This window comes from Acidovorax sp. 59 (assembly GCF_002754175.1).
Taxonomy (GTDB): Bacteria; Pseudomonadota; Gammaproteobacteria; order Burkholderiales; family Burkholderiaceae_C; genus Acidovorax; species Acidovorax delafieldii.
The window spans coordinates 1911971-1931876 of the sequence record NZ_PEET01000001.1; the positions used below are offsets into that span (position 1 = coordinate 1911971).

The 19906-nt window shown below is 65.9% G+C and carries 18 protein-coding genes; 7 read left to right on the top strand and 11 right to left on the bottom strand.

The window, feature by feature from the left end:
- Positions 1-18: 18 nt before the first annotated feature.
- Complete coding sequence (locus CLU87_RS08605; RefSeq protein WP_099730170.1) at positions 19-552, bottom strand: MarR family winged helix-turn-helix transcriptional regulator; 534 nt, start codon at positions 550-552, stop codon at positions 19-21.
- A gap of 329 nt (positions 553-881) precedes the next feature.
- Here CLU87_RS08605 and CLU87_RS08610 point away from each other — a divergent pair, with 329 nt between their 5' ends.
- Entirely contained in the window at positions 882-1847 is a 966-nt protein-coding gene (locus CLU87_RS08610; RefSeq protein WP_099730171.1) for a ketopantoate reductase family protein, read from the top strand.
- Between the two features lie 12 nt (positions 1848-1859).
- Here CLU87_RS08610 and metE read toward each other — a convergent pair whose 3' ends face one another.
- Positions 1860-4238: a 5-methyltetrahydropteroyltriglutamate--homocysteine S-methyltransferase gene (metE, locus tag CLU87_RS08615; RefSeq protein ID WP_099730172.1), complete on the bottom strand. Its 2379-nt coding sequence runs from the start codon at positions 4236-4238 to the stop codon at positions 1860-1862.
- Between the two features lie 108 nt (positions 4239-4346).
- Between metE and CLU87_RS08620 the strand changes: the two genes are divergently transcribed.
- Positions 4347-5285, top strand: coding sequence for a LysR family transcriptional regulator (locus CLU87_RS08620; RefSeq protein ID WP_099730173.1), 939 nt, complete (start codon positions 4347-4349; stop codon positions 5283-5285).
- Position 5286: 1 nt separating this feature from the next.
- Here the strand turns inward: CLU87_RS08620 and CLU87_RS08625 are convergent, their stop codons facing one another.
- Positions 5287-5694, bottom strand: a complete 408-nt coding sequence (locus CLU87_RS08625) for a nuclear transport factor 2 family protein (protein WP_099730174.1) — start codon at positions 5692-5694, stop codon at positions 5287-5289.
- 97 nt (positions 5695-5791) lie between these two features.
- On the opposite strand from CLU87_RS08625, the gene CLU87_RS08630 reads away from it, so the two are divergent.
- Positions 5792-6658, top strand: a complete 867-nt coding sequence (locus CLU87_RS08630) for a LysR family transcriptional regulator (RefSeq protein WP_099730175.1) — start codon at positions 5792-5794, stop codon at positions 6656-6658.
- 110 nt (positions 6659-6768) lie between these two features.
- Positions 6769-8076, top strand: coding sequence for a M20/M25/M40 family metallo-hydrolase (locus tag CLU87_RS08635; RefSeq protein WP_099730176.1), 1308 nt, complete (start codon positions 6769-6771; stop codon positions 8074-8076).
- Between the two features lie 65 nt (positions 8077-8141).
- On the opposite strand, the gene CLU87_RS08640 is transcribed toward CLU87_RS08635, so the two are convergent.
- The 4 genes from CLU87_RS08640 to CLU87_RS08655 all read right to left on the bottom strand — a co-directional run bounded on the left by CLU87_RS08640 (position 8142) and on the right by CLU87_RS08655 (position 11726).
- A complete protein-coding gene (locus CLU87_RS08640) occupies positions 8142-9110 on the bottom strand; it encodes a 2-hydroxyacid dehydrogenase (protein ID WP_099730177.1) in 969 nt (322 codons plus the stop codon).
- A 65-nt stretch (positions 9111-9175) separates the two neighbouring features.
- A complete protein-coding gene (locus tag CLU87_RS08645) occupies positions 9176-9640 on the bottom strand; it encodes a nuclear transport factor 2 family protein (RefSeq protein ID WP_056062526.1) in 465 nt (154 codons plus the stop codon).
- Between the two features lie 153 nt (positions 9641-9793).
- Positions 9794-10705 (bottom strand): 5-dehydro-4-deoxyglucarate dehydratase, encoded by a 912-nt coding sequence (gene kdgD / locus CLU87_RS08650; protein WP_056745084.1) that lies wholly within the window; start codon positions 10703-10705, stop codon positions 9794-9796.
- Between the two features lie 49 nt (positions 10706-10754).
- Positions 10755-11726: a tripartite tricarboxylate transporter substrate binding protein gene (locus tag CLU87_RS08655; RefSeq protein WP_056062533.1), complete on the bottom strand. Its 972-nt coding sequence runs from the start codon at positions 11724-11726 to the stop codon at positions 10755-10757.
- A gap of 382 nt (positions 11727-12108) precedes the next feature.
- On the opposite strand from CLU87_RS08655, the gene CLU87_RS08660 reads away from it, so the two are divergent.
- Together CLU87_RS08660 and CLU87_RS08665 are read left to right on the top strand one after the other, a co-directional pair.
- A complete protein-coding gene (locus tag CLU87_RS08660) occupies positions 12109-13206 on the top strand; it encodes a beta-propeller fold lactonase family protein (RefSeq protein ID WP_099730178.1) in 1098 nt (365 codons plus the stop codon).
- A 101-nt stretch (positions 13207-13307) separates the two neighbouring features.
- Positions 13308-14300, top strand: a complete 993-nt coding sequence (locus CLU87_RS08665) for a tripartite tricarboxylate transporter substrate binding protein (protein ID WP_056644750.1) — start codon at positions 13308-13310, stop codon at positions 14298-14300.
- Between the two features lie 69 nt (positions 14301-14369).
- Here CLU87_RS08665 and CLU87_RS08670 read toward each other — a convergent pair whose 3' ends face one another.
- Positions 14370-14693 carry a helix-turn-helix transcriptional regulator gene (locus CLU87_RS08670; RefSeq protein ID WP_099730179.1) on the bottom strand — a complete coding sequence of 108 codons (324 nt, stop codon included), beginning with the start codon at positions 14691-14693 and terminating at the stop codon, positions 14370-14372.
- A gap of 229 nt (positions 14694-14922) precedes the next feature.
- Here CLU87_RS08670 and CLU87_RS08675 point away from each other — a divergent pair, with 229 nt between their 5' ends.
- Positions 14923-16959 (top strand): tetratricopeptide repeat protein, encoded by a 2037-nt coding sequence (locus tag CLU87_RS08675; RefSeq protein ID WP_099730180.1) that lies wholly within the window; start codon positions 14923-14925, stop codon positions 16957-16959.
- 34 nt (positions 16960-16993) lie between these two features.
- Here CLU87_RS08675 and CLU87_RS08680 read toward each other — a convergent pair whose 3' ends face one another.
- From CLU87_RS08680 to CLU87_RS08690, 3 genes are all read right to left on the bottom strand, one after another.
- Positions 16994-17320, bottom strand: coding sequence for an EthD family reductase (locus tag CLU87_RS08680; RefSeq protein ID WP_056745076.1), 327 nt, complete (start codon positions 17318-17320; stop codon positions 16994-16996).
- Positions 17321-17434: 114 nt separating this feature from the next.
- Complete coding sequence (locus CLU87_RS08685; RefSeq protein WP_056745074.1) at positions 17435-19282, bottom strand: ABC transporter ATP-binding protein; 1848 nt, start codon at positions 19280-19282, stop codon at positions 17435-17437.
- A gap of 77 nt (positions 19283-19359) precedes the next feature.
- Positions 19360-19827, bottom strand: coding sequence for a CopD family protein (locus tag CLU87_RS08690; protein WP_099732100.1), 468 nt, complete (start codon positions 19825-19827; stop codon positions 19360-19362).
- Positions 19828-19906 lie beyond the last annotated feature (79 nt).

A 19906-nucleotide genomic window follows, 5' to 3' on the forward strand; every position in this document is an offset into this window, starting at 1 on the left:
CAGGGCAACAGGGCGGGGTCAACCGGCTGCGGGTTCGGTGGGTGAGGGGGTCTGCTGGCGCAGCGCTTCGCCGTTGGCCAGCATGCGGCGCAGCATGGACAGCAAAAGCTGCCACTCGTCATGGCTGAAGTCGCTGAGGTGGCCGTTGAGCACGTCGGCCAGCACGGGGGGCACCAGGGCTGCAATGCGCTGACCCTCGGCCGTGAGCCTGAGCTGCACGACGCGGCGGTCCACGGTGGAACGCTCCCGCACCACCAGACCCTTGGCCTCCATGCGGTCGAGCGACCGGGTCATGGAGGCGGGGTCGGTCTCCAGGTCACGCGCCAGGCTGGCCACGGTGGCGGTCTCGCACAGGGACAACTTGAACAGTGGCAGCCACTGGGCGTAGGTGAGTTCGTGCAAAGACAGCTGGGCATCGGCCTGCGTGCGGATGGACGACATCACCTTGCGCATCAGGTAGCCGACGCTGTTTTCGGGCACCAGCTTGCTGGGGTCGTAGTGCTCGGCGTTATAGAACGCGGGGGCTTGGCTGGGTTCGGGAGGGGCTGACATGGGTGGGAAATTTAATTGACTAGACAATTATTGTCTTTGCATTGATTAAATTCCTGACACTGGAGAGGGGCCTTTGAGCGGGGTGGGAGCCCAAGAACGGCACGTAACGGATGAGGGTTCGCGGTGCTGGAAATGGCGCGAGCGAAGGGAGTGCGCCCCCGCAAGCAGCCTTGCAGAAGGTCAATTTGCTACGTATTTGATAGCTGATAAGGCATGTTCGACTAGCGCATCAGCCCAAAAACCCTTGATTTTTGGTGCGCAGGCTGCCGCCGATATAGTGGGGCGCCTTGTGACCGCCCCTTCCGTGACTTGCCCACCGGGACACCGCCATGACCGCTGCTGCTGATTCCTCTGTCTCCCTGCCCACTGCATCGGACGTTTCTCCGCCGCTGCGTTTCGCCGTTATGGGCGCGGGTGCCGTGGGCTGTTACTTTGGTGCTCTGCTGGCCCGCGCGGGCCATGCCGTCACGCTCATCGGGCGGCCCGCCCACGTGCTGGCCGTGCGCGACAACGGGTTGCGGCTGCAGACGGCGGCGATGGATGTGCAGGTGCCCCTGGCGGCCAGCACCGAGGCCAGCGCGGCGCATGGCGCGGACGTGGTGCTGTTCTGCGTGAAGTCGTCCGACTCGGAAGACGCCGCGCAGCAGATCCGCCCTCATTTGGCCCCTGGCGCGCTGGTGCTGACCTTGCAGAACGGTGTGGACAACGACGAGCGCGTGCGCGCTGTGCTCGATGCCAACACCCCGGTGGCGGCCGCCGTGGTCTACGTGGCCACCGCCATGGGCGGCCCGGGACATGTGGTGCACCATGGCCGGGGAGAGTTGGTGATCGCACCTTCGCCGCGCAGCGACGAGGTGGCCCGCCAGCTCACGGCGGCGGGCATTCCCACCCAGGTGTCAGACAACGTGCGTGGCGCGCTCTGGGCCAAGCTGGTACTCAACAGCGCCTACAACGCGCTGTCGGCCTTGTCGCAGCAGCCCTACGGCCCGCTGGTGCAGGTGCCCGGCGTGACGCAGGTGATTGCCGACATCGTGGCCGAATGCCTGGCCGTGGCGGCGGCCGATGGGGTGACGATTCCGGGCGATGTGCAGGCCGCGGTGCGCGGCATTGCCAGCACCATGCCCGGGCAGTATTCGTCCACCGCGCAGGATCTGGCGCGTGGCAAACCCACCGAGATCGACCACCTGAATGGCTACGTGGTCAAGCGCGGCGCCGCCTTGGGCGTGCCGACGCCGCTGAACCACGCGCTGCAGGTGCTGGTGAAGCTGGCCGAGATGAAGCGCGCTGCGGGCTGAACCGGGGGGCCGTCAGGCCAAGGCCGCCTCTTCCAGCAACCGCTCGCGCACTTCCTGCGCGGCCTGCACCATGTGGCGCAGGGCGGCTTCGGTCTCGGGCCAGCCCCGGGTCTTGAGGCCGCAGTCGGGGTTCACCCAGAGGTGCTCCACGGGCACGACCTCGGCGGCTTTTTCGAGCAGCGCGGCCATCTCCTGCACGCCAGGCACGCGGGGCGAGTGGATGTCGTACACGCCGGGGCCGATCTCGTTCGGATATTTGAAGTCGCCAAAGCCCTGCAACAACTCCATGTCCGACCGGCTCGTCTCAATCGTGATCACATCGGCATCCATGGCCGCGATAGCGGGCAGGATGTCGTTGAACTCGCTGTAGCACATGTGGGTGTGGATCTGCGTGTCGTTGCGCACGCCGCTGGCACTGATGCGGAAGGCGCGGGTGGCGCGCTCCAGGTAGCTCTTCCACCCCGCGCGGCGCAGCGGCAAGCCCTCGCGGATGGCGGGCTCGTCGATCTGGATGATGGCGATGCCGGCGGCTTCGAGGTCGCACACCTCGTCTCGGATGGCCCAGGCGATCTGGTCGGCCGTGGTGGCGCGGGGCTGGTCGTCGCGCACAAAGCTCCATTGCAGGATGGTGATGGGGCCGGTGAGCATGCCTTTCATGGGCTTGGCGGTGAGGCTCTGCGCGTACTGCGTCCAGGCCACCGTCATGGGCGTGGGGCGGGCCACATCGCCGTAGATGATGGGCGGCTTCACGCAGCGCGAGCCATAGCTTTGCACCCAGCCGTTGGCGGTGAAGGCAAAGCCGTCGAGCTGCTCGCCAAAGTATTCGACCATGTCGTTGCGCTCGGCCTCGCCGTGCACCAGCACGTCAATGCCCAGCGCTTCCTGCTTGCGCACGGCCAGGGCAATTTCGGCTTCCATCTTCTGTTGGTAGTGGGCGGCATCGATTGCCCCGCGCTTGAAGGCGGCGCGTGCGGCGCGGATCTCCGCCGTCTGCGGGAACGAGCCAATGGTGGTCGTGGGCAACAGCGGAAGCTTCAGCCGTGCGCGCTGGGCCTTTTGCCGGCCAGGGAAGGCGCTGGCGCGCTGGTCGGCCCCTGGCGCGGCCGCGGCAATACGGGCCGCCACGGTGGTGCGGTGCACACGCGGGCTGGCGCGGCGCGCGGCCAGGGCGGTGCGGGCGGCGTGCAGTTCGTCGTCTGCCGCCGCTTCGCCTTGCGACAAGGCGGTGGCAAGCACGCGCAGCTCATCGAGCTTTTCTACCGCAAACGCGAGCCAGGACTTCACCTCGCCATCCAGCTGCGTCTCGGCCTGCAGGCTGAACGGCACATGCAGCAGCGAGCACGACGGTGCCAGCCACAGCTCGCCCTGGTGCTTGTCGGCCACGGGGCGCAGCTTTTGCAGCGCCGCATCCAGGTCAGTGCGCCAGATGTTGCGGCCGTCCACGATGCCCACCGACAGCACTTTGTGCGAGGGCAACCAGTCGGCCACGCCCACCAACTCGTCGGGGGCGCGCACGGCGTCCACATGCAGGCCGGCCACGGGCAGCTGGCAGGCCAGGCGCAGGTTTTCGGCCAGCGGCGAGAAGTAGGTGGCCAGCAGCAGCTTGGGCGCGCTGCGGGCGAGTTGCCAGTAGCTGGGCTCAAAGGCATGGCGCCACGCATCGGGCAGGTCCAGGCCCAGGATGGGCTCGTCGATCTGCACCCATTCCGCACCCTGGGCCTTCAGGCGCGCCAGCACGGCTTCGTACACGGGCAGCAGGGATTCCAGCAGGCTGAAGCGGTCAAAGCCCGCCGCCTTGGATTTGCCCAGCCACAAAAAGCTCAGCGGCCCCAGCAGCACGGCCTTGACGCGGTGGCCCAGCGCCTGGGCCTCGGCCACTTCGGCAAACAGGCGCTCGCTGGCCAGGTGGAACTGGGTGTGGGCGCTGAACTCGGGTACGAGGTAGTGGTAGTTGGTGTCGAACCACTTGGTCATCTCCAGTGCGGGCTGGCCGGTGGTGTGGTGCTGGGCTGTGCAACCGGTGCTGCAGCCTTGGTGGTTTTCAGCTTGGGCCGACACGCCCCGGGCCATAGCAAAGTAGCGCGCCAGCTCGGGCGCTTGGGCGTCAAAGTCAAAACGCGCAGGCTCGCAGCCCAGCAGCTGGATGTGGTTGGCCACATGGTCGTACAGCGCAAAGTCGCCCACGGTCACAAAGCCCAGGCCTGCGTCGGCCTGCGCCTGCCAGTGTTGCTGGCGCAGCTGGGCGGCGGTGGCTTGCAGCTCGGCCTCGGTGCTGTCGCCCCGCCAGAAGGATTCGAGCGCGAATTTCAGCGCGCGCTGCGCCCCCATGCGCGGAAACCCCAGGGTGTGCGTGAGCACGGGGCGGCGGGTGGTTGGAGCGGCGAGCGACATGGTGATTTCCTTCTTCTGAATGGAGCAATGCAATGAAGGCACCGATGGTCGCGTGGGCTCGTTTATTATTCAAACGAAAGTTTTAGTTGATCAACTTGAAAATTAATAATGAACCAGTCGATCCTGGAAGTGCGCCACCTGCGCACGCTGGTGGCCCTGCGTGACAGCGGCAGCCTGGTGCGGGCCGCGCAGTTGCTCAACCTCACGCAGTCGGCGCTGTCGCACCAGATCAAGCTGCTGGAAGACCGCTACGGCCAGCCGCTGTTTGAGCGCAAATCGGTGCCGCCGCAGTTCACCGCCGTGGGTGAACGCCTGCTGGCCCTGGCCGATGCCATGCTGCCCCAGGTGGAAGGCGCCGAGCGCGACATCGCCCGCCTGGTGCTGGGGCAGGGTGGGCAGATGCGCATTGCGGTGGAATGCCACACCTGCTTTGACTGGCTGATGCCCGCGATGGACGCCTTTCGCACCCGCTGGCCCGAGGTGGAGCTGGACATCGTGAGCGGCTTTCACGCCGACCCGGTGGGCCTGTTGCACCAGGGCCGGGCCGATGTGGCCATCGTGTCCGAGGTGGATGTCGACGAGGCGGGCGTGGACTACCACGCGCTGTTTGCCTTTGAGATCCGCGCGCTGCTGGCCAACACGCACCCGCTGGTGGCCAAGCCGCACCTGGTGGCGCAGGACTTTGCCGACCAGACCATCATCACTTACCCCGTGCCCGACGAAATGCTCGATTTGATCCGCCAGGTGCTGGAGCCCGCCGGCGTGCGCCCCCCGCGCCGCACCACCGAGCTGACGGTGGCCATGCTGCAGTTGGTGGCCAGCGGGCGCGGCGTGGCGGCGCTGCCGCTGTGGGCGGTGCAGAGCTACCTGGACCGGGGCTATGTGACGGCGCGGCCCATTGCGGCAGGAACTGGCGAAAAAGGTCTGCGCGGCGAGCTGCACGCCGCCTGCCTGCCCAGCCTGTCGGCCAAGCCGTACCTGCAGGACTTTGTGCAGGTCACGCGCGAGACGAGTTTTGTGACGCTCAAGGGCGTAGAACTTTTGTAGCCTAGTCAGGCGCGTACTTGTCGCCAACTTCTTCGCGCAGCGGGTGGGTGTCGTAGACGATGTTCATGTGGCGGATGAGGGTGCTGCCCGCGTCGAACGTGAACACATCCACGCAGGTGAACGTCACCTCGCGCCCATCGTTCAAAGTCCAGTCATAGCGGAAATAGGCGGCGACCCGCACGGCGCCGCCGTTGTCTGGTTGCGCGGAGACGAACAGATCCAGCACGGTGATCACGCTGCCGCTGGAAGCCTGGGCGAGCTTTTGGAAAAAGTCGCTCGCGCGCATGGTGCCCAGAAAGGGCGAATGCACCACGCCATCGTCTTCAAAGCAGGCAATCAGCCCGTCGGTGTGGCTGGCGTGCAGGTGGGCAAGGTAGGTGCGGACATTGTCGATGGGGGTGTGGCTCATACGTGGCGATGCAAAGGGCGTGGAGTGGAGTGCGTAGCGTGGCCAACTCCGCGCCGCACGACAAGAGACAATGGTGGCTTATACATAAAAGGTGTTTATGTATCTGCGCTACCTGCAATACCTCCATGCGGTCATCGAACAAGGCTCGTTCGCCTTGGCGGCCAAGGCCTGCGGCGTGTCGCAGCCTGCGATCAGCCATGGCATGAAGGCGCTGCAAGCCCACTTCGCGCAGCCCTTGCTGGTGCGGGAGGGGCGCCGCCATGTGCCCACCGACCTGGCCCGGGCCGTGGCTGCGCAGGCCCTGCCCCTGGCACAAGGGGTGGAGGCGCTGCCCCGCGCGCCAGTGGTTGCGGCAGACCGATACCTGCTGCGGGTGGGGCTCACGTCTTCAGCGGCGCTGGTCTGTGGACCGCTGCTGTATGCCAGCTGGTGTCTGCCCAACACCCGGCGCTCGCTGGAGATGGCGACGGCCGATGAAGGCAGTCTGCTGGACGGCCTGCTACAGCGGCGTTTTGATGCGGTCATTGCCCCCAAACCGCGCAAGTTTGCGCATCCCGATGTGGCGGAGCGCCCCCTGTACGAGTTGCATCCCCAGGTCTATGCGCGCAAGGGCCACCCATGGGTCCGGGCCCAGTCGCTGGCGCAACTGCAGGGCGCTGCGTGGGCCTGTGTGGGGCCCAGTGTCAGCGGACCGGTGGATGTGTTGACGGAAGCGCACCGTGTGCGCCGCATGCCCGCGCCCAAGATGTCCGTGCGCTGCCCCGACTTTGCCAGCCTGTTGCACCTGGTGGCGCAGTCCGACCTGCTGGCTGTTGTGCCGCACCCTGCGTTGCTGGGCGGCGCGTCCACGCTGGTGGCGCCCCTGCGGCTGGCGGAATCTCTGCCGCTGTATGGCATGTGGCTGTTTGAACCCAGGGGCCACAAGTCACGGCTGGGCCCCGAGGTGTTTGCGCCCGTGGGCTGAGTCTGGCGCGTAGCTGCTGACCGAAACATTGCAAAGAAGATCAGTGTTTGAAATTGGTGTTGCAAGACTCCATAATCGCTTTCCTCATCCCTTCACCGAGCCTTTGCACCATGCACCATCCGCAGCGCCGCCCACACTCAGCCCCTTCGTTTGTCCGCCCCCTGATGGCCTCGCTGGCGCTGGCGCTGGCGTTTGCCGTCGCCGTGGCCCACGCTGCGCCGGTGGCTGATGTCCATGCGCTGGCCCAGAAGGAGCAGCAGCCGCTGCTCGACACCCTGCGTGACCTGGTGCATATCGAGTCCGGCAGCAAGGACATCGAAGGCCTGAACCAGATCGCCGAGCGCATTGCCAGCCAGCTCAAGCAACTGGGCGGCACGGTGGATGTGCTGCAAACCAGCGACATCTACCGCCTCGACGACACCCCCGAGAAGGTGGGCCCTGCCGTGCAGGCTGTGTTCAAGGGCACGGGCAGCAAGAAGATCATGCTCATCGCGCACATGGACACGGTGTACCTGAAAGGCATGCTCAAAGGCCAGCCGTTCCGCATCGATGGCGACAAGGCCTATGGCCTGGGCATCTCGGACGACAAGCAGGGCATCGCGCTCATCATCCACACCGTGGCCTTGCTGCAAAAGCTCAACTTCAAGGACTACGGCACGCTCACCGTGCTGATCAACGGCGACGAAGAAATCAGCTCGCCCGGCTGGCGCAGCACCATCACCCGTGTGGCGTCTGAGCAGGACGTGGTGTTGTCGTTCGAAGGCGGCGGCACCGACGGCACGCTGCGCCTGGCCACCAGCGGCATTGGGGCGGCCTACCTCACGGTGCAGGGCAAGGCGTCGCACGCCGGGGCCAAGCCCGAGGATGGCGTGAACGCGCTGTATGAGCTGTCGCACCAGCTGCTTCAAATGAAGGACTTGTCCAAGACCGACGAGGGCCTCAAGCTGAACTGGACGGTGTCCAAGGCGGGCACCAACCGCAACGTGATTCCGGCCGAAGCCACGGCCCAGGCCGATGCGCGCGCGCTGCGTGTGGCCGATTTCGACGGGCTGGAGAAAGGCCTGCAAGAGAAGGTCAAGAGCAAGCTGCTGCCCGCATCCAAGGTGGATGTGAAGTTTGAAGTGCGCCGCCCGCCGCTGGAGGCCAGCGACGCATCCCGCCGCGTGGCGGGTTACGGCAAGGTCATCTACCAGGAGCTGGGCATGTCGCTCAATGTGGTGGAGAAAGCCACCGGCGGCGGCACCGACGCAGCTTTTGCGGCGCTCAAGACCAAGGGCGCGGTGGTGGAGGGCATGGGCCTGTCGGGCTACGGCGCGCACTCCAACGATGCGGAGTACGTGCAGATCAACACCATCGTGCCGCGCCTGTACCTGGCCACGCGCATGATCATGGACATCTCGCGCGACCGCGTGAAGTGACGCGCTGAACTGCCCCACACCCTCCCTGTGAGGGCAGCTGCGTTACACAGGGCGCCGTGGCGGGCTCAAGCGCCCGGCGTGCCTGGCACCGGCGTGCGCACGGTGCCCGTCGCAAAGAAGGATGCCAGGTTCTCCAGCACCAGGTCTGCCATGGCGCGGCGGGTTTCGTGGGTGGCGCTGGCGGTGTGCGGGGTCAGCACCACGTTGTCCAGCGCCATCAGCGCGGCGGGCACGCTGGGTTCGTTCTCAAACACGTCCAGCCCGGCGCCGGCAATGCGGCGCTCGGTCAGCGCATCGATCAGTGCCGCCTCGTCCACCACAGTGCCACGCGCCACATTGATGAGAAATCCGTTGGGGCCCAAGGCCTCCAGCACATCGCGGTTGACGAGGTGGCGCGTTGCAGCGCCGCCTGCAACGGTGAGCACGAGGTAGTCGGCCCACTGCGCCAGCGCGGTCACCGACTCGAAGTAGGGCAGTGCGCATTCCTGCGCCGGGCGGCGGTTGTGGTACCCCACCTCCATGCGAAAGCCGCTCGCACGCTCGGCCACGGCCTGCCCGATGCGGCCCATGCCCACGATGCCCAGCCGCTTGCCGGACACGCGGGTGCCCAGTGCGTATCTGGCCTTCGGCCATTCACCACGGCGCACAAAACGGTCGCTGGCGGCCACGTGGCGTGACACATCCAGCATCAGCGCGAACGCCATGTCGGCCACACAGTCGTTGAGCACGCCGGGTGTGTAGCCCACCTGTACGCCGCGTGCCTTGGCGGCATCGATGTCCAGTGCGTCAAAGCCCACGCCAAAGCTGCTGATGACCTGAAGGTTGGGTAGGGCCGCGATGACTTCGCCTTTGAGGCCAATGGCCGCAGTGGTTACCACTCCGGTGAACTCCGCACCGCGCGCCACCAGAAAGGCCGCCGGATCGGGCTGGTCTGCCAGACAGGTGACGTCATACCGGGCCGCCAGTTCGGCCTCCAGTGCGGGTAGGGGCAGGCGGCCGATTTGCAGGATGCGGTGGCGGGTGGCTGTGGTCATGGTTTTGTGGGGCGGCGGTGTCAGAAATACGAAGGGCGGCACACGGCCGCCCCAATGCGTTTACATCAAGCCGCGACGCGCACAGCCTGGCGGGCCAGCAGCTTCCACTGGCCGCCTTGCTGTTGCCACACGCCCAGGATCTTGATCTGCACCTTGCCGGGCTTGCCCGAGTCGTTGGTGTCGGCCGTGAGGGTGTGGCGCACGATGGCGGTGTTGCCCACCACCTTGATGGTCTGGTCGGTGATGGCGATTGTCACGAAGTCGGACTTGCCAGCGATCAGGTCGCCGATGAAGCTGTCCTTTGTGTCCACGCGGCCGCCCGAATGGCCGTAGCTCAGGTCGTCGGCGACGAGGGCGGTCAGTGCAGCGGGCGTGGGGTCAATCATGGCCACGCGCAGCTTTTCTGCGGCGGCAGCCACTGCCTGTTCGGTCGATGCCGAGGAGGCTGTAGCTGCCGCACCCGTGGCGCAACCTGCGAGCGCGGCAATGGTCACGGCAGCGGCCGCGGCGAGAACGATTTGCTTGAACATTTTGTCTGTCTCCGTTGTTGTGTTGGGGTTTTGGGAATGGGCGTGCCACGACTGCCTCCGGACCTGTGCACGGCCGGGCCCGGGGTGTAGGGGTGTCTGCAATGGGAGCAAAAAACGAGGGCCTGGTGAACCAGGCCCTGCGCCAGACCGCGCTTACTGCGGCCCGAGCTTGTCAATCAGCGCCTTGAGCTCTTGCATCTCATGGGGCTTGAGGTCCGTCAGCGGCGCCCGCACCGGCCCGCCGTCATGGCCCACGATGCGTGCACCCGCCTTGATGATCGACACGCCATAGCCCTCCACCCGGTTGCGGATGGCCAGGTACGGCATGAAGAACGACTTGAGCAGCCGGTGCTGCGTGGCCGTGTCATCGCTGGCCACCGCCTTGTAGAACTCCATCGCCGTCTTGGGGATGAAGTTGAACACCGCCGACGAATACACCGGCGTGCCCAGCGCCTTGTAGGCAGCGGCATACACCTCCGCCGTGGGCAGACCGCCCAGGTACGAAAAGCGGTCCCCCATCTTCATGTAGATGGAAGACATGGTCTCGATGTTGCCCACACCGTCCTTGAACCCCACCAGGTTCGGACAACGCTCGGCCAGGATGGCCAGGGACTCGGCCGTGAGCTTGGTGCGGTCGCGGTTGTAGACGATCACACCGAACTTCACGCTCTTGCAGACCTGCTCCACATGGGCGATCAGGCCTTCCTGGCCGGCTTCGGTCAGGTAATGCGGCAGCAGCAGGATGCCATGGGCGCCCAGACGCTCGGCCTCCTGGGCATGGGCAATGGCCGTGCGGGTGGGGCCACCGGCACCGGCAATGATCGGCACCTTGCCGCGGCAGGTATCCACGGCCGTCTTGATGACCTCGCTGTATTCGGGTCCCGAGAGCGAGAAATACTCACCCGTGCCACCGGCGGCAAACAGGGCGCTGGCGCCATAGGGGGCGAGCCACTCCAGGCGCTCGATGTAGGTCTTGGGGCGGAAGTTGCCCTGCTCGTCGAAGTCGGTGATGGGGAACGAGAGCAGGCCGGAGCCCATGATGGTTTTGAGTTCTTGCGGGGTCATGGTCATTGCAGCGGGAGAGGATGGTGAATGAAACGGGTGTCTGTGGCGCTCAGTCGAGCTTGATGTTGGCGGCCTTCACCACGCTGGCCCAGCGCGCGCGTTCCTTGGCGAAGAACTGGTCCTGTTCGGTGGAGGTCATGGTCACCACTTCGGCGCCCTGGCCGGCCAGGCGCGAGCGGATCTCGGGTGCGCGGATGGCAGTGATGAGCGCCTTGTTGAGCTTTTGCACGACCGCATCGGGTGTGCCGCGTGGCAGCAGCACGCCTTGCCAGGTGCCCGACTCGTAGCCGGCCACACCCTGCTCGGCAATCGTGGGCACGTCACCGATCAGCGGCATGCGGGTGGACTTGGAAACGCCCAGCACCTTGAGCTTGCCGTTTTGTACCTGGGGCAGGGTGGCCAGCATGCCGTTCATCAGCACCTGGGTCTGACCCGCCACAGTGTCCTGAATTGCGGTGACGCCGCCCTTGTAGGGGATGTACTGCCAGCGTGCGCCGCTGGCGCGCTCCAGCGCCACGCCGGCAAGGTGGGGAGCGCTGCCGGTGGCCGTCACGGCAAAGTTCAGCTCGTTCTTCTTGGAGTAGGCGATCAGCTCCTTGAGGTTGTTGACCGGCACAGAGGGGTGCACCACCAGCAGGTGGGGCGAGTAGGCCAGCATGGTCACGCCACGCAGGTCTTTGGAGGGGTCGAAAGACAGCTTGGTGTAGACCGAGGGGCTGATCGCCAGCGCGCCCACATCACACAGCAGCATGGTGTAGCCATCGGGCTCGGCTTTGGCCACAAAGTCGGCACCCAGGTTGCCATTGGCGCCGGGCTTGTTCTCGACGATCACGCTCTGCTTGAGCGATTCGGACAGCGCCTGGCTGATCGAGCGCGCAATGATGTCCGAGCTGCCGCCTGGTGGGTAGGGCACCACGATGCGCAGTGTCTTGGCAGGCCATTCAGCGGTCTGGGCCGTGGCAGAAGCTGCCGCCAGAGCGGCAGTGCAGGCCAGAAGAATTGCGCGACGTTGCAGGCTCATGGAATGTCTCCGTGTATTTGTGTTGTTAGTCATCGTACAACTGGATCGAAAAATATGCAATCCATACCGGTGTCATTCAGTGCATGTTTATGGGGATTTCAGGGTTTGTACTGAGATTTCTGGCCCAAAAAAATCCAGAGATTGTTGACTGGCGGGTGTTTCGAGGTTGTACGTGACCTCGGGTAATCCCTTTCTCTGTCAGCGCTGAAGATGGGTAAGAATGCATTCCTTGTTGTATGACGACATATCACAATCACCAGATGCTGCAGCAATGAATCGCCTTGCGAATGGCGTCTCCGGGCGCAGCAGAACCACCACAACCTCACTGGCGGGCGCGCTTCAGAGTCGCAGTCCAGCCGAAGGCACCACCAGGGGACCGAGCATGACCATCCCATTTCGTATCCATCACCGCGTCGCGCCCGTGATGCTGGCCGCTGCAACCGCGCTGGGCGTACAGGCTGTGCAGGCAGCCACCTGGGTGTACGTGGCCAATGCAGACAGCCAGGATGTGTCGGTATTGGAGCTGGACCGCGCCGCCGGGACGCTCAAGACCGTGGACACCACGGCACTGGGCGGCGCTGCCATGCCCATGGCCGTCAGCCCGGACAAGCGCGTGCTCTACGTGGCATTGCGCTCACAGCCGTTTCGGGTGGTCAGCCTGGCCATTGACCCGGTGAGCGGCAAGCTGCGCAAGCTGGGCGAGGCGCCGTTGGCCGACAGCATGGCCAATATCGACACCGACGCCACCGGGCGCTGGCTGTTCGCAGCCTCCTACCCCGGACACAAGATCACGGTCAACAGCATTGGCAAGGACGGTGTCGTGGGAGCGGTGCAGCAGCTCATCCCCACCGCGCCCAACGCGCACGCCATCCACGCGGACGCAGCCAACCGCTATGTCTTTGCTACCAGCCTGGGTGGCGACCACCTCTCGGCCTGGAAGTTTGATGCAGAGACCGGCAAGCTCACCGCCCACGAGCCCGCGCTGACCCCCGTGGCGCCCGAAAAGTCCGGCCCCCGCCACTTTGTCTGGAGCGGCGACCAGCGCCACCTGTATCTGCTGGACGAACTGGATGCAGCCGTGCATGTGATGGCCTACGACAAGGAGCGTGGCACGCTGCGCCCGCTGCAGCGCACCACGGCGTTGCCCGCAGGTTTTGCGGGCAAGCCCTGGGCCGCCGACATTCACCTATCGCCCGATGGCCGCACGCTGTATGCGTCGGAGCGCACGTCCAGCACGCTGAGCGCATTTCGCGTCGATGTCGCCACCGGGCAGCTGCAGCCCCTGGGGCATGTGCCCACCGAAAAGACGCCGCGCGGTTTTGCAGTGGCCGCGTCTGGCCGCTTCCTGATCGCTGCGGGACAGGAGTCGCACCACGTCGCACTGCACCCCATTGACCCCGCGACAGGCCTTCCCGGTGCGCCCACCCGCGTTCCGGTGGGCAAGAACCCCAACTGGATCGAGATCGTCGATATGCCCTGAGCGAGTAAGGGCGTGCGTTCACAGGCTGCACCGACAACACGGCCTCCCCAGGCGCCCTCGCTCGTTGCCCCCTTTTTTCATTGCCCCTAGGAGACAAACACATGCAACGCAGAACCCTGGTCCAATCCGCAGCGCTGGCAGCTGCAGGCGCGCTGATGGCGCTGCCCGCCATGGCCCAGACCACCTGGCCCACCGGCAAAGCCATCAGCTACGTGGTGCCCTTTGCCGCCGGTGGCACCACCGACACCCTGGCCCGTCTGATCGGCCAGCAACTCGGCACAGCCCTGGGCACGACGGTGGTGGTGGAGAACAAGGGCGGTGCGGCTGGAAGCATCGGCTCGGAGGCCGCCGCGCGCTCGGCCCCGGATGGCTTCACTCTGCTGGGTGGCACGGTCAGCTCGCATGCCATCAACATCAGCCTGTACCCCAAGCTGGGTTACGACCCCATCAAGTCGTTCAGCCCCGTCACGCTGATCGGCACCAACCCGGTGGTGCTGGTGGTGTCGGCCAACAGCCCTTATAAAACCCTGAAGGACGTGCTGACGGCCGCCAAGGGCAAGCAGGGTGGCCTGTCGTCTGCGTCCGCCGGCACGGGCAGCTCGCAGCATCTGGCGGTGGAACTGCTGGCCTACAAGTCGGGCGTGAAGTTCACGCACATTCCCTACAAGGGCAGCGGCCCCGCCATCCAGGACGTGATCAGCGGCCAGGTGGACATGATGTTCGATACCACCGTGGTCGCTGCCCCCCACATCCAGAGCGGCAAGCTGCGCGCCATTGCCGTCACGTCGCCCAAGCGCCTGGCCTCCATGCCCGACGTGCCCACGGTGGCGGAGTCCGGCGTGGCCGAACTCAAGGACTTTGAGGTGCAGTCCTGGCAGGCGATTTTTGTGCCGGCGGGCACGCCCACCCCGGTGGTGAGCCGCCTGCACGACGAGATCCGCAAGATCCTCGCCCAGCCCGACATGCAGACCCGCCTTAAAGGGTTTGGCATGGAGCCTGCCGACATGAGCGTGGCCCAGATCGCCACGTTCCAGAAGGCTGAAGTGGACAAATGGGCGCAGGTCATCAAGGCGGCCAATATCAAGGTGGACTGATCGCCCGGCCGATCCTGTTTTCTTCCTGTAGAGACTTGGCGGAACTGCCTTTGGGCCGTTCCGCCTTTTTTATTGCGGGTAGGGCGCTGGCGCGCTCGCGGGGGCGTCCGTCGATGGCGAGCGATGTGCGAGCACGAGATCGGGATGCTGTCCGGTGAGCAACAGAAACATCGCGAACACGGGTCCCTGCATGTTGCGCTCGTCGGTCATGCTCTCCAGCGCCTGCCAGGTGCGCGACTGCACACCGCCCCGGCTGCCGGTCTGCAGTGGGTAACCCATGAGTTCGGCAGCTTGCGCCTGGCTGAGCCCGGCTGCAACGCGCGCGGCCTTAAGCTGCTCGCCGGTGGGCACAGGCATCGCAAGGGCCATGGCGGAAACGGGTGGTGTGGACATGATTTGCTATAAAAAGAAGAGCTAATTGGGCATGAAGTACCGGCGCTACAGCCCATTTTTACCCAAAAATCGGGAGCGTTATCCGGGTGTGGTGCTGGCACATCACTGGACAAAACAGAGAGGTGCCGCGATGCAGGCTGGCGGAGGGCGCTTCTAGAATTTGCTCGCACTTGACGAGCGTCAACACAAACAACAAGCCGCATTCCGAGCGGCATCCGAGGAGGGAGCCATGAGTTACACCATTCAGATCTGGGAGAAGCCCGCTGATTGGCCCTGGCCCGCCACCAAGGCCGAGGCGGACGCGCAGTACGAGCGCGTGGAGGCCGGCCCCCAGGTGCCGATGAACCCCCAATTCACTGCCTGGGCCCGGGCCGCCGAACAGCGCTTTGCCGGGTTCTGGGACATTCACCTCGGTGGTCCTGACATCACCGACCCGACCTTTGGCGTCGGCATCAACACCCGCTTTCCGGATTGGGGTCCGCCGTTTGACGATGGCTGGGAGCAGGCGGCCCGCCTGGGCCTGAATCTGTATGACCCACAAAGTGGCGTGCACTACCTGGCCAATGGCGACGCCCCTGAGGAGCCCGACTTGCAGGTGCGCCATGCGGTACGTGCGCGCCAGGCGGGCGATGACGCCAAAGCCTGGGCCGAGTACCGGCGCTGGGCCGCGCGGGGCAACCCACATGCGCTGTATGCGCTGGGTCGGGCCCTGCGTTTTGGCACCATGGGCCAGCGCAGGCACTTTGACCTGGCGGCTGCACTGCAGCTCATGGGCGCGCACGATGCGGAGACCCGCAAGGACGCCCAAGCCTTCTACGAGCGCTTTCCGGACAAGGCGAAGGCCCGCGTTCAGGCTCTGATGGCACGGCTGATGGACGCCCCGGGCGAGACACTGCTGCGGATCGCGGACGAAGAGCGCAAGGCAGTCGATGACGCTGTGGCCCGCAGCGAGCAACTGGCCTTGTACTCGCGCAAGCGCATTGAAGCGGCAGACGCCCTGGAGCCCGCAGCGGACCAGGGCCACGAGGTGGCAGCCTTTCTGCAGGCGCTGGAGACCGTGATCGGCTGGGAGCAGCCCAACTACGAGAACGCGCGCTCCTGGTGCCAGCGCGCGGCAGACTGGGACCATGAACCCGCCAAACGCCTGTTGGCCGTGATGTTCGAGCGCGGCTGGGGCGGGCCGGCGGACGCGCAGCAGGCCGCCAAGTGGAACGCCGCCGCGCAAACGCAGCGGCAGCGGGCGCAGCAAAAGCAGCAGGCCCAGCAAGCGTCAGAATCGCCCGGCGGCCTCAGCCTGGCGCCCATGGCCGCGGATTCGTCCGCACCAGGTGCTGCAGCACCCCTGGTGTGGACTGGCAACCCTCTGCGCGACCTGCCGGGCTGGTACGCCCGCGAGGGCGATCCGCACGCCGCGTTCCACCTGGGCACCAGCGACGAGCATGGCCGCTATGGCGGCCCCGTGAACCTGGCCCAGGCCCGCGCCTGGTATGCCCAGGCGGCCGAGGCAGGCCACGCCGACGCCACCTACAACCTGGGCACCTTCATCGAAAGCGGCAAGGGCGGCCCCAAAGATGCCATGGTGGCCAAGGCGTTGTTCATGCTGGCCAATACGCGGGGCACCACCATGCAGGTAGCCGACCTGCGCATCAAGCCGCAAGAGCAGGGGCCCGTGCGGGCGCTGGTGATGGCACTGCGCGAGCCGGGGCGGCTGCGTGCCGTGCTGCAAGAGCGGGGACTCGCACCGAATCCTCAGGCTGCTGGTGGGGCCGCCGCGCGGGTGGTGGGCGCAGCGGCAGCGGCGGGTCTGTCCGCAGGTGAATGGGGGCGGGGTGATGGCGCCCCGCCGTCGCCAGGTACAGCCGGGCCGCCAGAGCCACAGACTCCGCGTTCGCAGGCGCCCAGCCCATCGCGCAGCCGCACAGGCCCGACGCATCGCAGCGAAGAGGACGACGAGGGCGATGCCCATGAAGATGCCCGCTATGGACGCTCCACCTCCACGTTTGCATGGCACCTGGGCCATGCCGCGCTGGGCATCGGTGTGGCCAACGGGGCATTGCTCATGGCCTTTTTCAAGCCCGGGGCCAGCTTTCGCGTGGGCATGGTGGTGCTGGGCCTGATCGCGGCGCTGGGCGTCTGGCGCACAGCGCGCGACTTTGACTGGTCGCCCCTGGCGCGCGCGGTGGTCGCCGCGCTGGCCGCCATCCCTTTGCTGGGCATGGGCGTGTGCCTGGGCCTGCTCTTCAAGGCCTTGCGCGAACGCGGGTAGTGGCGGACCCAACCACCGCATCCCCCCGAGGCAGTCAGGCGGTCACAGGGTGCTCCAGCATCTGCGCAAAGTACGACTCGGGCTGGATGTTGGTGTAGTTGGGAATGTCTGCCGACAGCTCAGCCATCGTCGCCTTGGCGGCCGTTTGGGCCTGCTTCAGGTCGCTGAAAAATGCGTTGGTCAGCGCCACGATCTGGCCTGGGCGCGGCTCGCCAGGGTAGAGAACACGGTCGCTTTCCAGCCGCACCAGGCCCAGCGGCTGCAATGCTGCGCGGGCGATGCGCATGTGCTCGGAGTGGTAGTAGTCGTGGTTGAAGGTGGCGCCTTCACGCCAGCGGTAAACGGCGGTGACTTTGATCATCGGTGCGATTCCATCCGGTGGTTGAAACCCGCCACCGTAGGGACAACACACCCGCCGCACAGCCGCGTGCGCGACAGCGTGTCGCCCAGGCGGCTCGTGTCCGTCCTCGCCGACTCAGTCTTCTTCCGATTCGCCCAGGAACCCACCGCTCTGGTGGCCCCACAGCCGGGCATACACGCCGCCCTGGCCCAGCAGCTGGGCGTGTGTGCCTTCTTCCACAATGCGGCCCGCGTCCATCACGATGAGGCGGTCCATGGCGGCAATGGTGGACAGGCGGTGGGCAATGGCGATCACCGTCTTGCCCTGCATCAAGCCGTCCAGGCTTTGCTGGATGGCCGCTTCCACCTCGGAGTCGAGCGCGCTGGTGGCTTCGTCCAGCAGCAGGATGGGCGCGTCTTTCAGCATCACGCGTGCAATGGCCACACGCTGGCGCTGGCCACCCGAGAGCTTGACGCCGCGTTCGCCCACATGGGCGTCATAGCCGGTGCGGCCCTGCAGGTCGGTGAGTGTGGCGATGAAGTCTGCGGCCTCTGCACGCGCGGCCGCCTGGTGCAGGTCGGCCTCGCTGGCATCGGGGCGGCCGTACAGGATGTTGTCGCGCATGGACCGGTGCAGCAACGAGGTGTCCTGCGTGACCATGCCGATGTGGCGGCGCAGGCTGTCCTGGGTCACGTGGGCAATGTCCTGTCCGTCGATGAGGATGCGGCCGGACTGCACATCGTGAAAGCGCAGCAGCAGGTTGACCAGCGTGGACTTGCCCGCGCCCGAGCGGCCAATCAGGCCGATCTTCTCGCCGGGGCGGATGGTGAGGTTGAGGCGGTCGATGACCGGACGGGCATCGGGGCCGCTGCCGTAGGCAAAGCTCATGTCCTCAAAGCGCACCTCGCCCTGGGTCACGACCAGGGGCTTGGCATCGGGGGCATCAACCACGGCGCGCGGTCGGGTCAGCGTGTTGATGCCGTCCTGGATGGTGCCCACGCTTTCAAACAGGGTGGTCATCTCCCACATCACCCAGTGCGCGTGGCCTGATACGCGCAGCGTCATCGCGGTGACGGCGGCCACGGCACCCGCACCCACCTCGCCGGCCGACCATAGCCACAGGGCCGTGCCGCACGCGCCGAGAATCATGGCCACCACCAGCAGCTGGTTGACGATCTCGAACAGGCTCACCAGGCGCATCTGCGCATAGCCGGTCAGCTTGAACGCGTCCATGGCGGCACGCGCGAATTCGGATTCGCGCCGCGTGTGCGAGAACAGCTTGACGGTAGCAATGTTGGTGTATGCGTCGGTGATGCGCCCGGTCATCACCGAGCGCGCGTCGGCCTGCGCCTTGCCCACCTGGCCCAGGCGCGGCACAAAGTACCAGCAGGCCAGGCCATAGGCCACCATCCACGCGGCAAACGGCAGCAGCAGCCGCGCGTCAAACCCGGCCAGCAGCACAAGGATGGTCACCAGGTAGATGCCCATGCCAATCACCACGTCGGTGGTTGTGAAGATCATGTCGCGCACGGCCAGCGCGGTCTGCATGATCTTGGTGGTGATGCGGCCCGCAAACTCGTCGGCGTAGAACGCCATGCTCTGGCCCAGCATCAGCCGGTGAAAGTTCCAGCGCAGCCGCAGCGGAAAGTTGATGGCCAGCACCTGGTGCTTGATGCTGGTCTGCAAGGCGACCAGCACCACCGATACCAGCAGCAGCGCAGTGATGCCGATCAGCGCCGCTTTGCGTTCGGCCCATAGCGTGCCCGGAGACGCGGACGTGGAGATCCAGTCCACCACCACGCCCAACACGGCAAACAGCAGGGCTTCGTAAATGGCAATGGCTGCGGACAAACCTGCCATGGCGGCCACGTAGCCACGCAGGCCACGGGTGCCGTCCCACACAAAGGCCAAAAAGGCCTTGGGAGGCAAGTGCGGCTCTGCAGCGGGGTAGGGGGGAAGCCGGCTTTCGAAGAAACGGAACAACGTCAAAACTCCTGGGGCCACGCGATGCGTGCTGCCGCGCGGGGCAGCAGCCTGCGGGCCCATCCAATCAATAGACCCTAGACCAGCAGCGTGACCACGACGATCACCACACCCAGCGCCAGGTTCACGCCCACCCAGCTGCGGATGCTGCCCAGGGCCTTGGCGCCGCTGGGCCAGTCCGACGCTGCCACGGCACGCTGCAGGCGCCGGAACAACGCAAAGCGGATATGGCCGAAGATGACCATCATCACCAGGCCCAGCGTGGCCATGATGGTCCAGTCCAGTGGCATGGAGAACACACCGCCCGTCTGAACGGCCTGCTTGGCCGCGCGGCCGATCATCCACAGGCCGCTGCCCAGCACCAGCACCACGGCGGCAGTGACTGCCGCAAAAAAACGCTGCAGCACGTCATGCATCAGCCGCACGCGCTGCGGGGGCTCCAGCGACTGCGCGGCAGGCCGCAGAAAAAAATGGGCGAACACCATGCCCCCCACCCACACGATGGTGGACAGGACATGGACAAGCTTCAAGGCGTTGTAGAGCATGGGTGCGTGGCGCTGGGCGCCGAGTGTGGTGAAGTGCCCCAGGGATGGGCCAGAGCATCCGGCCGGGGGGTTGCGAATG

Coding starts and splice junctions, on each gene's coding strand:
- CLU87_RS08625 (WP_099730174.1), bottom strand. CDS start 5,694: ATGAGCCACACCCCCATCGACAATGTCCGCACCTACCTTGCCCACCTG.
- kdgD (WP_056745084.1), bottom strand. CDS start 10,705: ATGACCCCGCAAGAACTCAAAACCATCATGGGCTCCGGCCTGCTCTCG.
- CLU87_RS08660 (WP_099730178.1), top strand. CDS start 12,109: ATGACCATCCCATTTCGTATCCATCACCGCGTCGCGCCCGTGATGCTG.
- CLU87_RS08670 (WP_099730179.1), bottom strand. CDS start 14,693: ATGTCCACACCACCCGTTTCCGCCATGGCCCTTGCGATGCCTGTGCCC.
- CLU87_RS08610 (WP_099730171.1), top strand. CDS start 882: ATGACCGCTGCTGCTGATTCCTCTGTCTCCCTGCCCACTGCATCGGAC.
- CLU87_RS08630 (WP_099730175.1), top strand. CDS start 5,792: ATGTATCTGCGCTACCTGCAATACCTCCATGCGGTCATCGAACAAGGC.
- CLU87_RS08605 (WP_099730170.1), bottom strand. CDS start 552: ATGTCAGCCCCTCCCGAACCCAGCCAAGCCCCCGCGTTCTATAACGCC.
- CLU87_RS08680 (WP_056745076.1), bottom strand. CDS start 17,320: ATGATCAAAGTCACCGCCGTTTACCGCTGGCGTGAAGGCGCCACCTTC.
- CLU87_RS08655 (WP_056062533.1), bottom strand. CDS start 11,726: ATGAGCCTGCAACGTCGCGCAATTCTTCTGGCCTGCACTGCCGCTCTG.
- CLU87_RS08620 (WP_099730173.1), top strand. CDS start 4,347: ATGAACCAGTCGATCCTGGAAGTGCGCCACCTGCGCACGCTGGTGGCC.
- CLU87_RS08675 (WP_099730180.1), top strand. CDS start 14,923: ATGAGTTACACCATTCAGATCTGGGAGAAGCCCGCTGATTGGCCCTGG.
- metE (WP_099730172.1), bottom strand. CDS start 4,238: ATGTCGCTCGCCGCTCCAACCACCCGCCGCCCCGTGCTCACGCACACC.
- CLU87_RS08645 (WP_056062526.1), bottom strand. CDS start 9,640: ATGTTCAAGCAAATCGTTCTCGCCGCGGCCGCTGCCGTGACCATTGCC.
- CLU87_RS08665 (WP_056644750.1), top strand. CDS start 13,308: ATGCAACGCAGAACCCTGGTCCAATCCGCAGCGCTGGCAGCTGCAGGC.
- CLU87_RS08635 (WP_099730176.1), top strand. CDS start 6,769: ATGCACCATCCGCAGCGCCGCCCACACTCAGCCCCTTCGTTTGTCCGC.
- CLU87_RS08690 (WP_099732100.1), bottom strand. CDS start 19,827: ATGCTCTACAACGCCTTGAAGCTTGTCCATGTCCTGTCCACCATCGTG.
- CLU87_RS08640 (WP_099730177.1), bottom strand. CDS start 9,110: ATGACCACAGCCACCCGCCACCGCATCCTGCAAATCGGCCGCCTGCCC.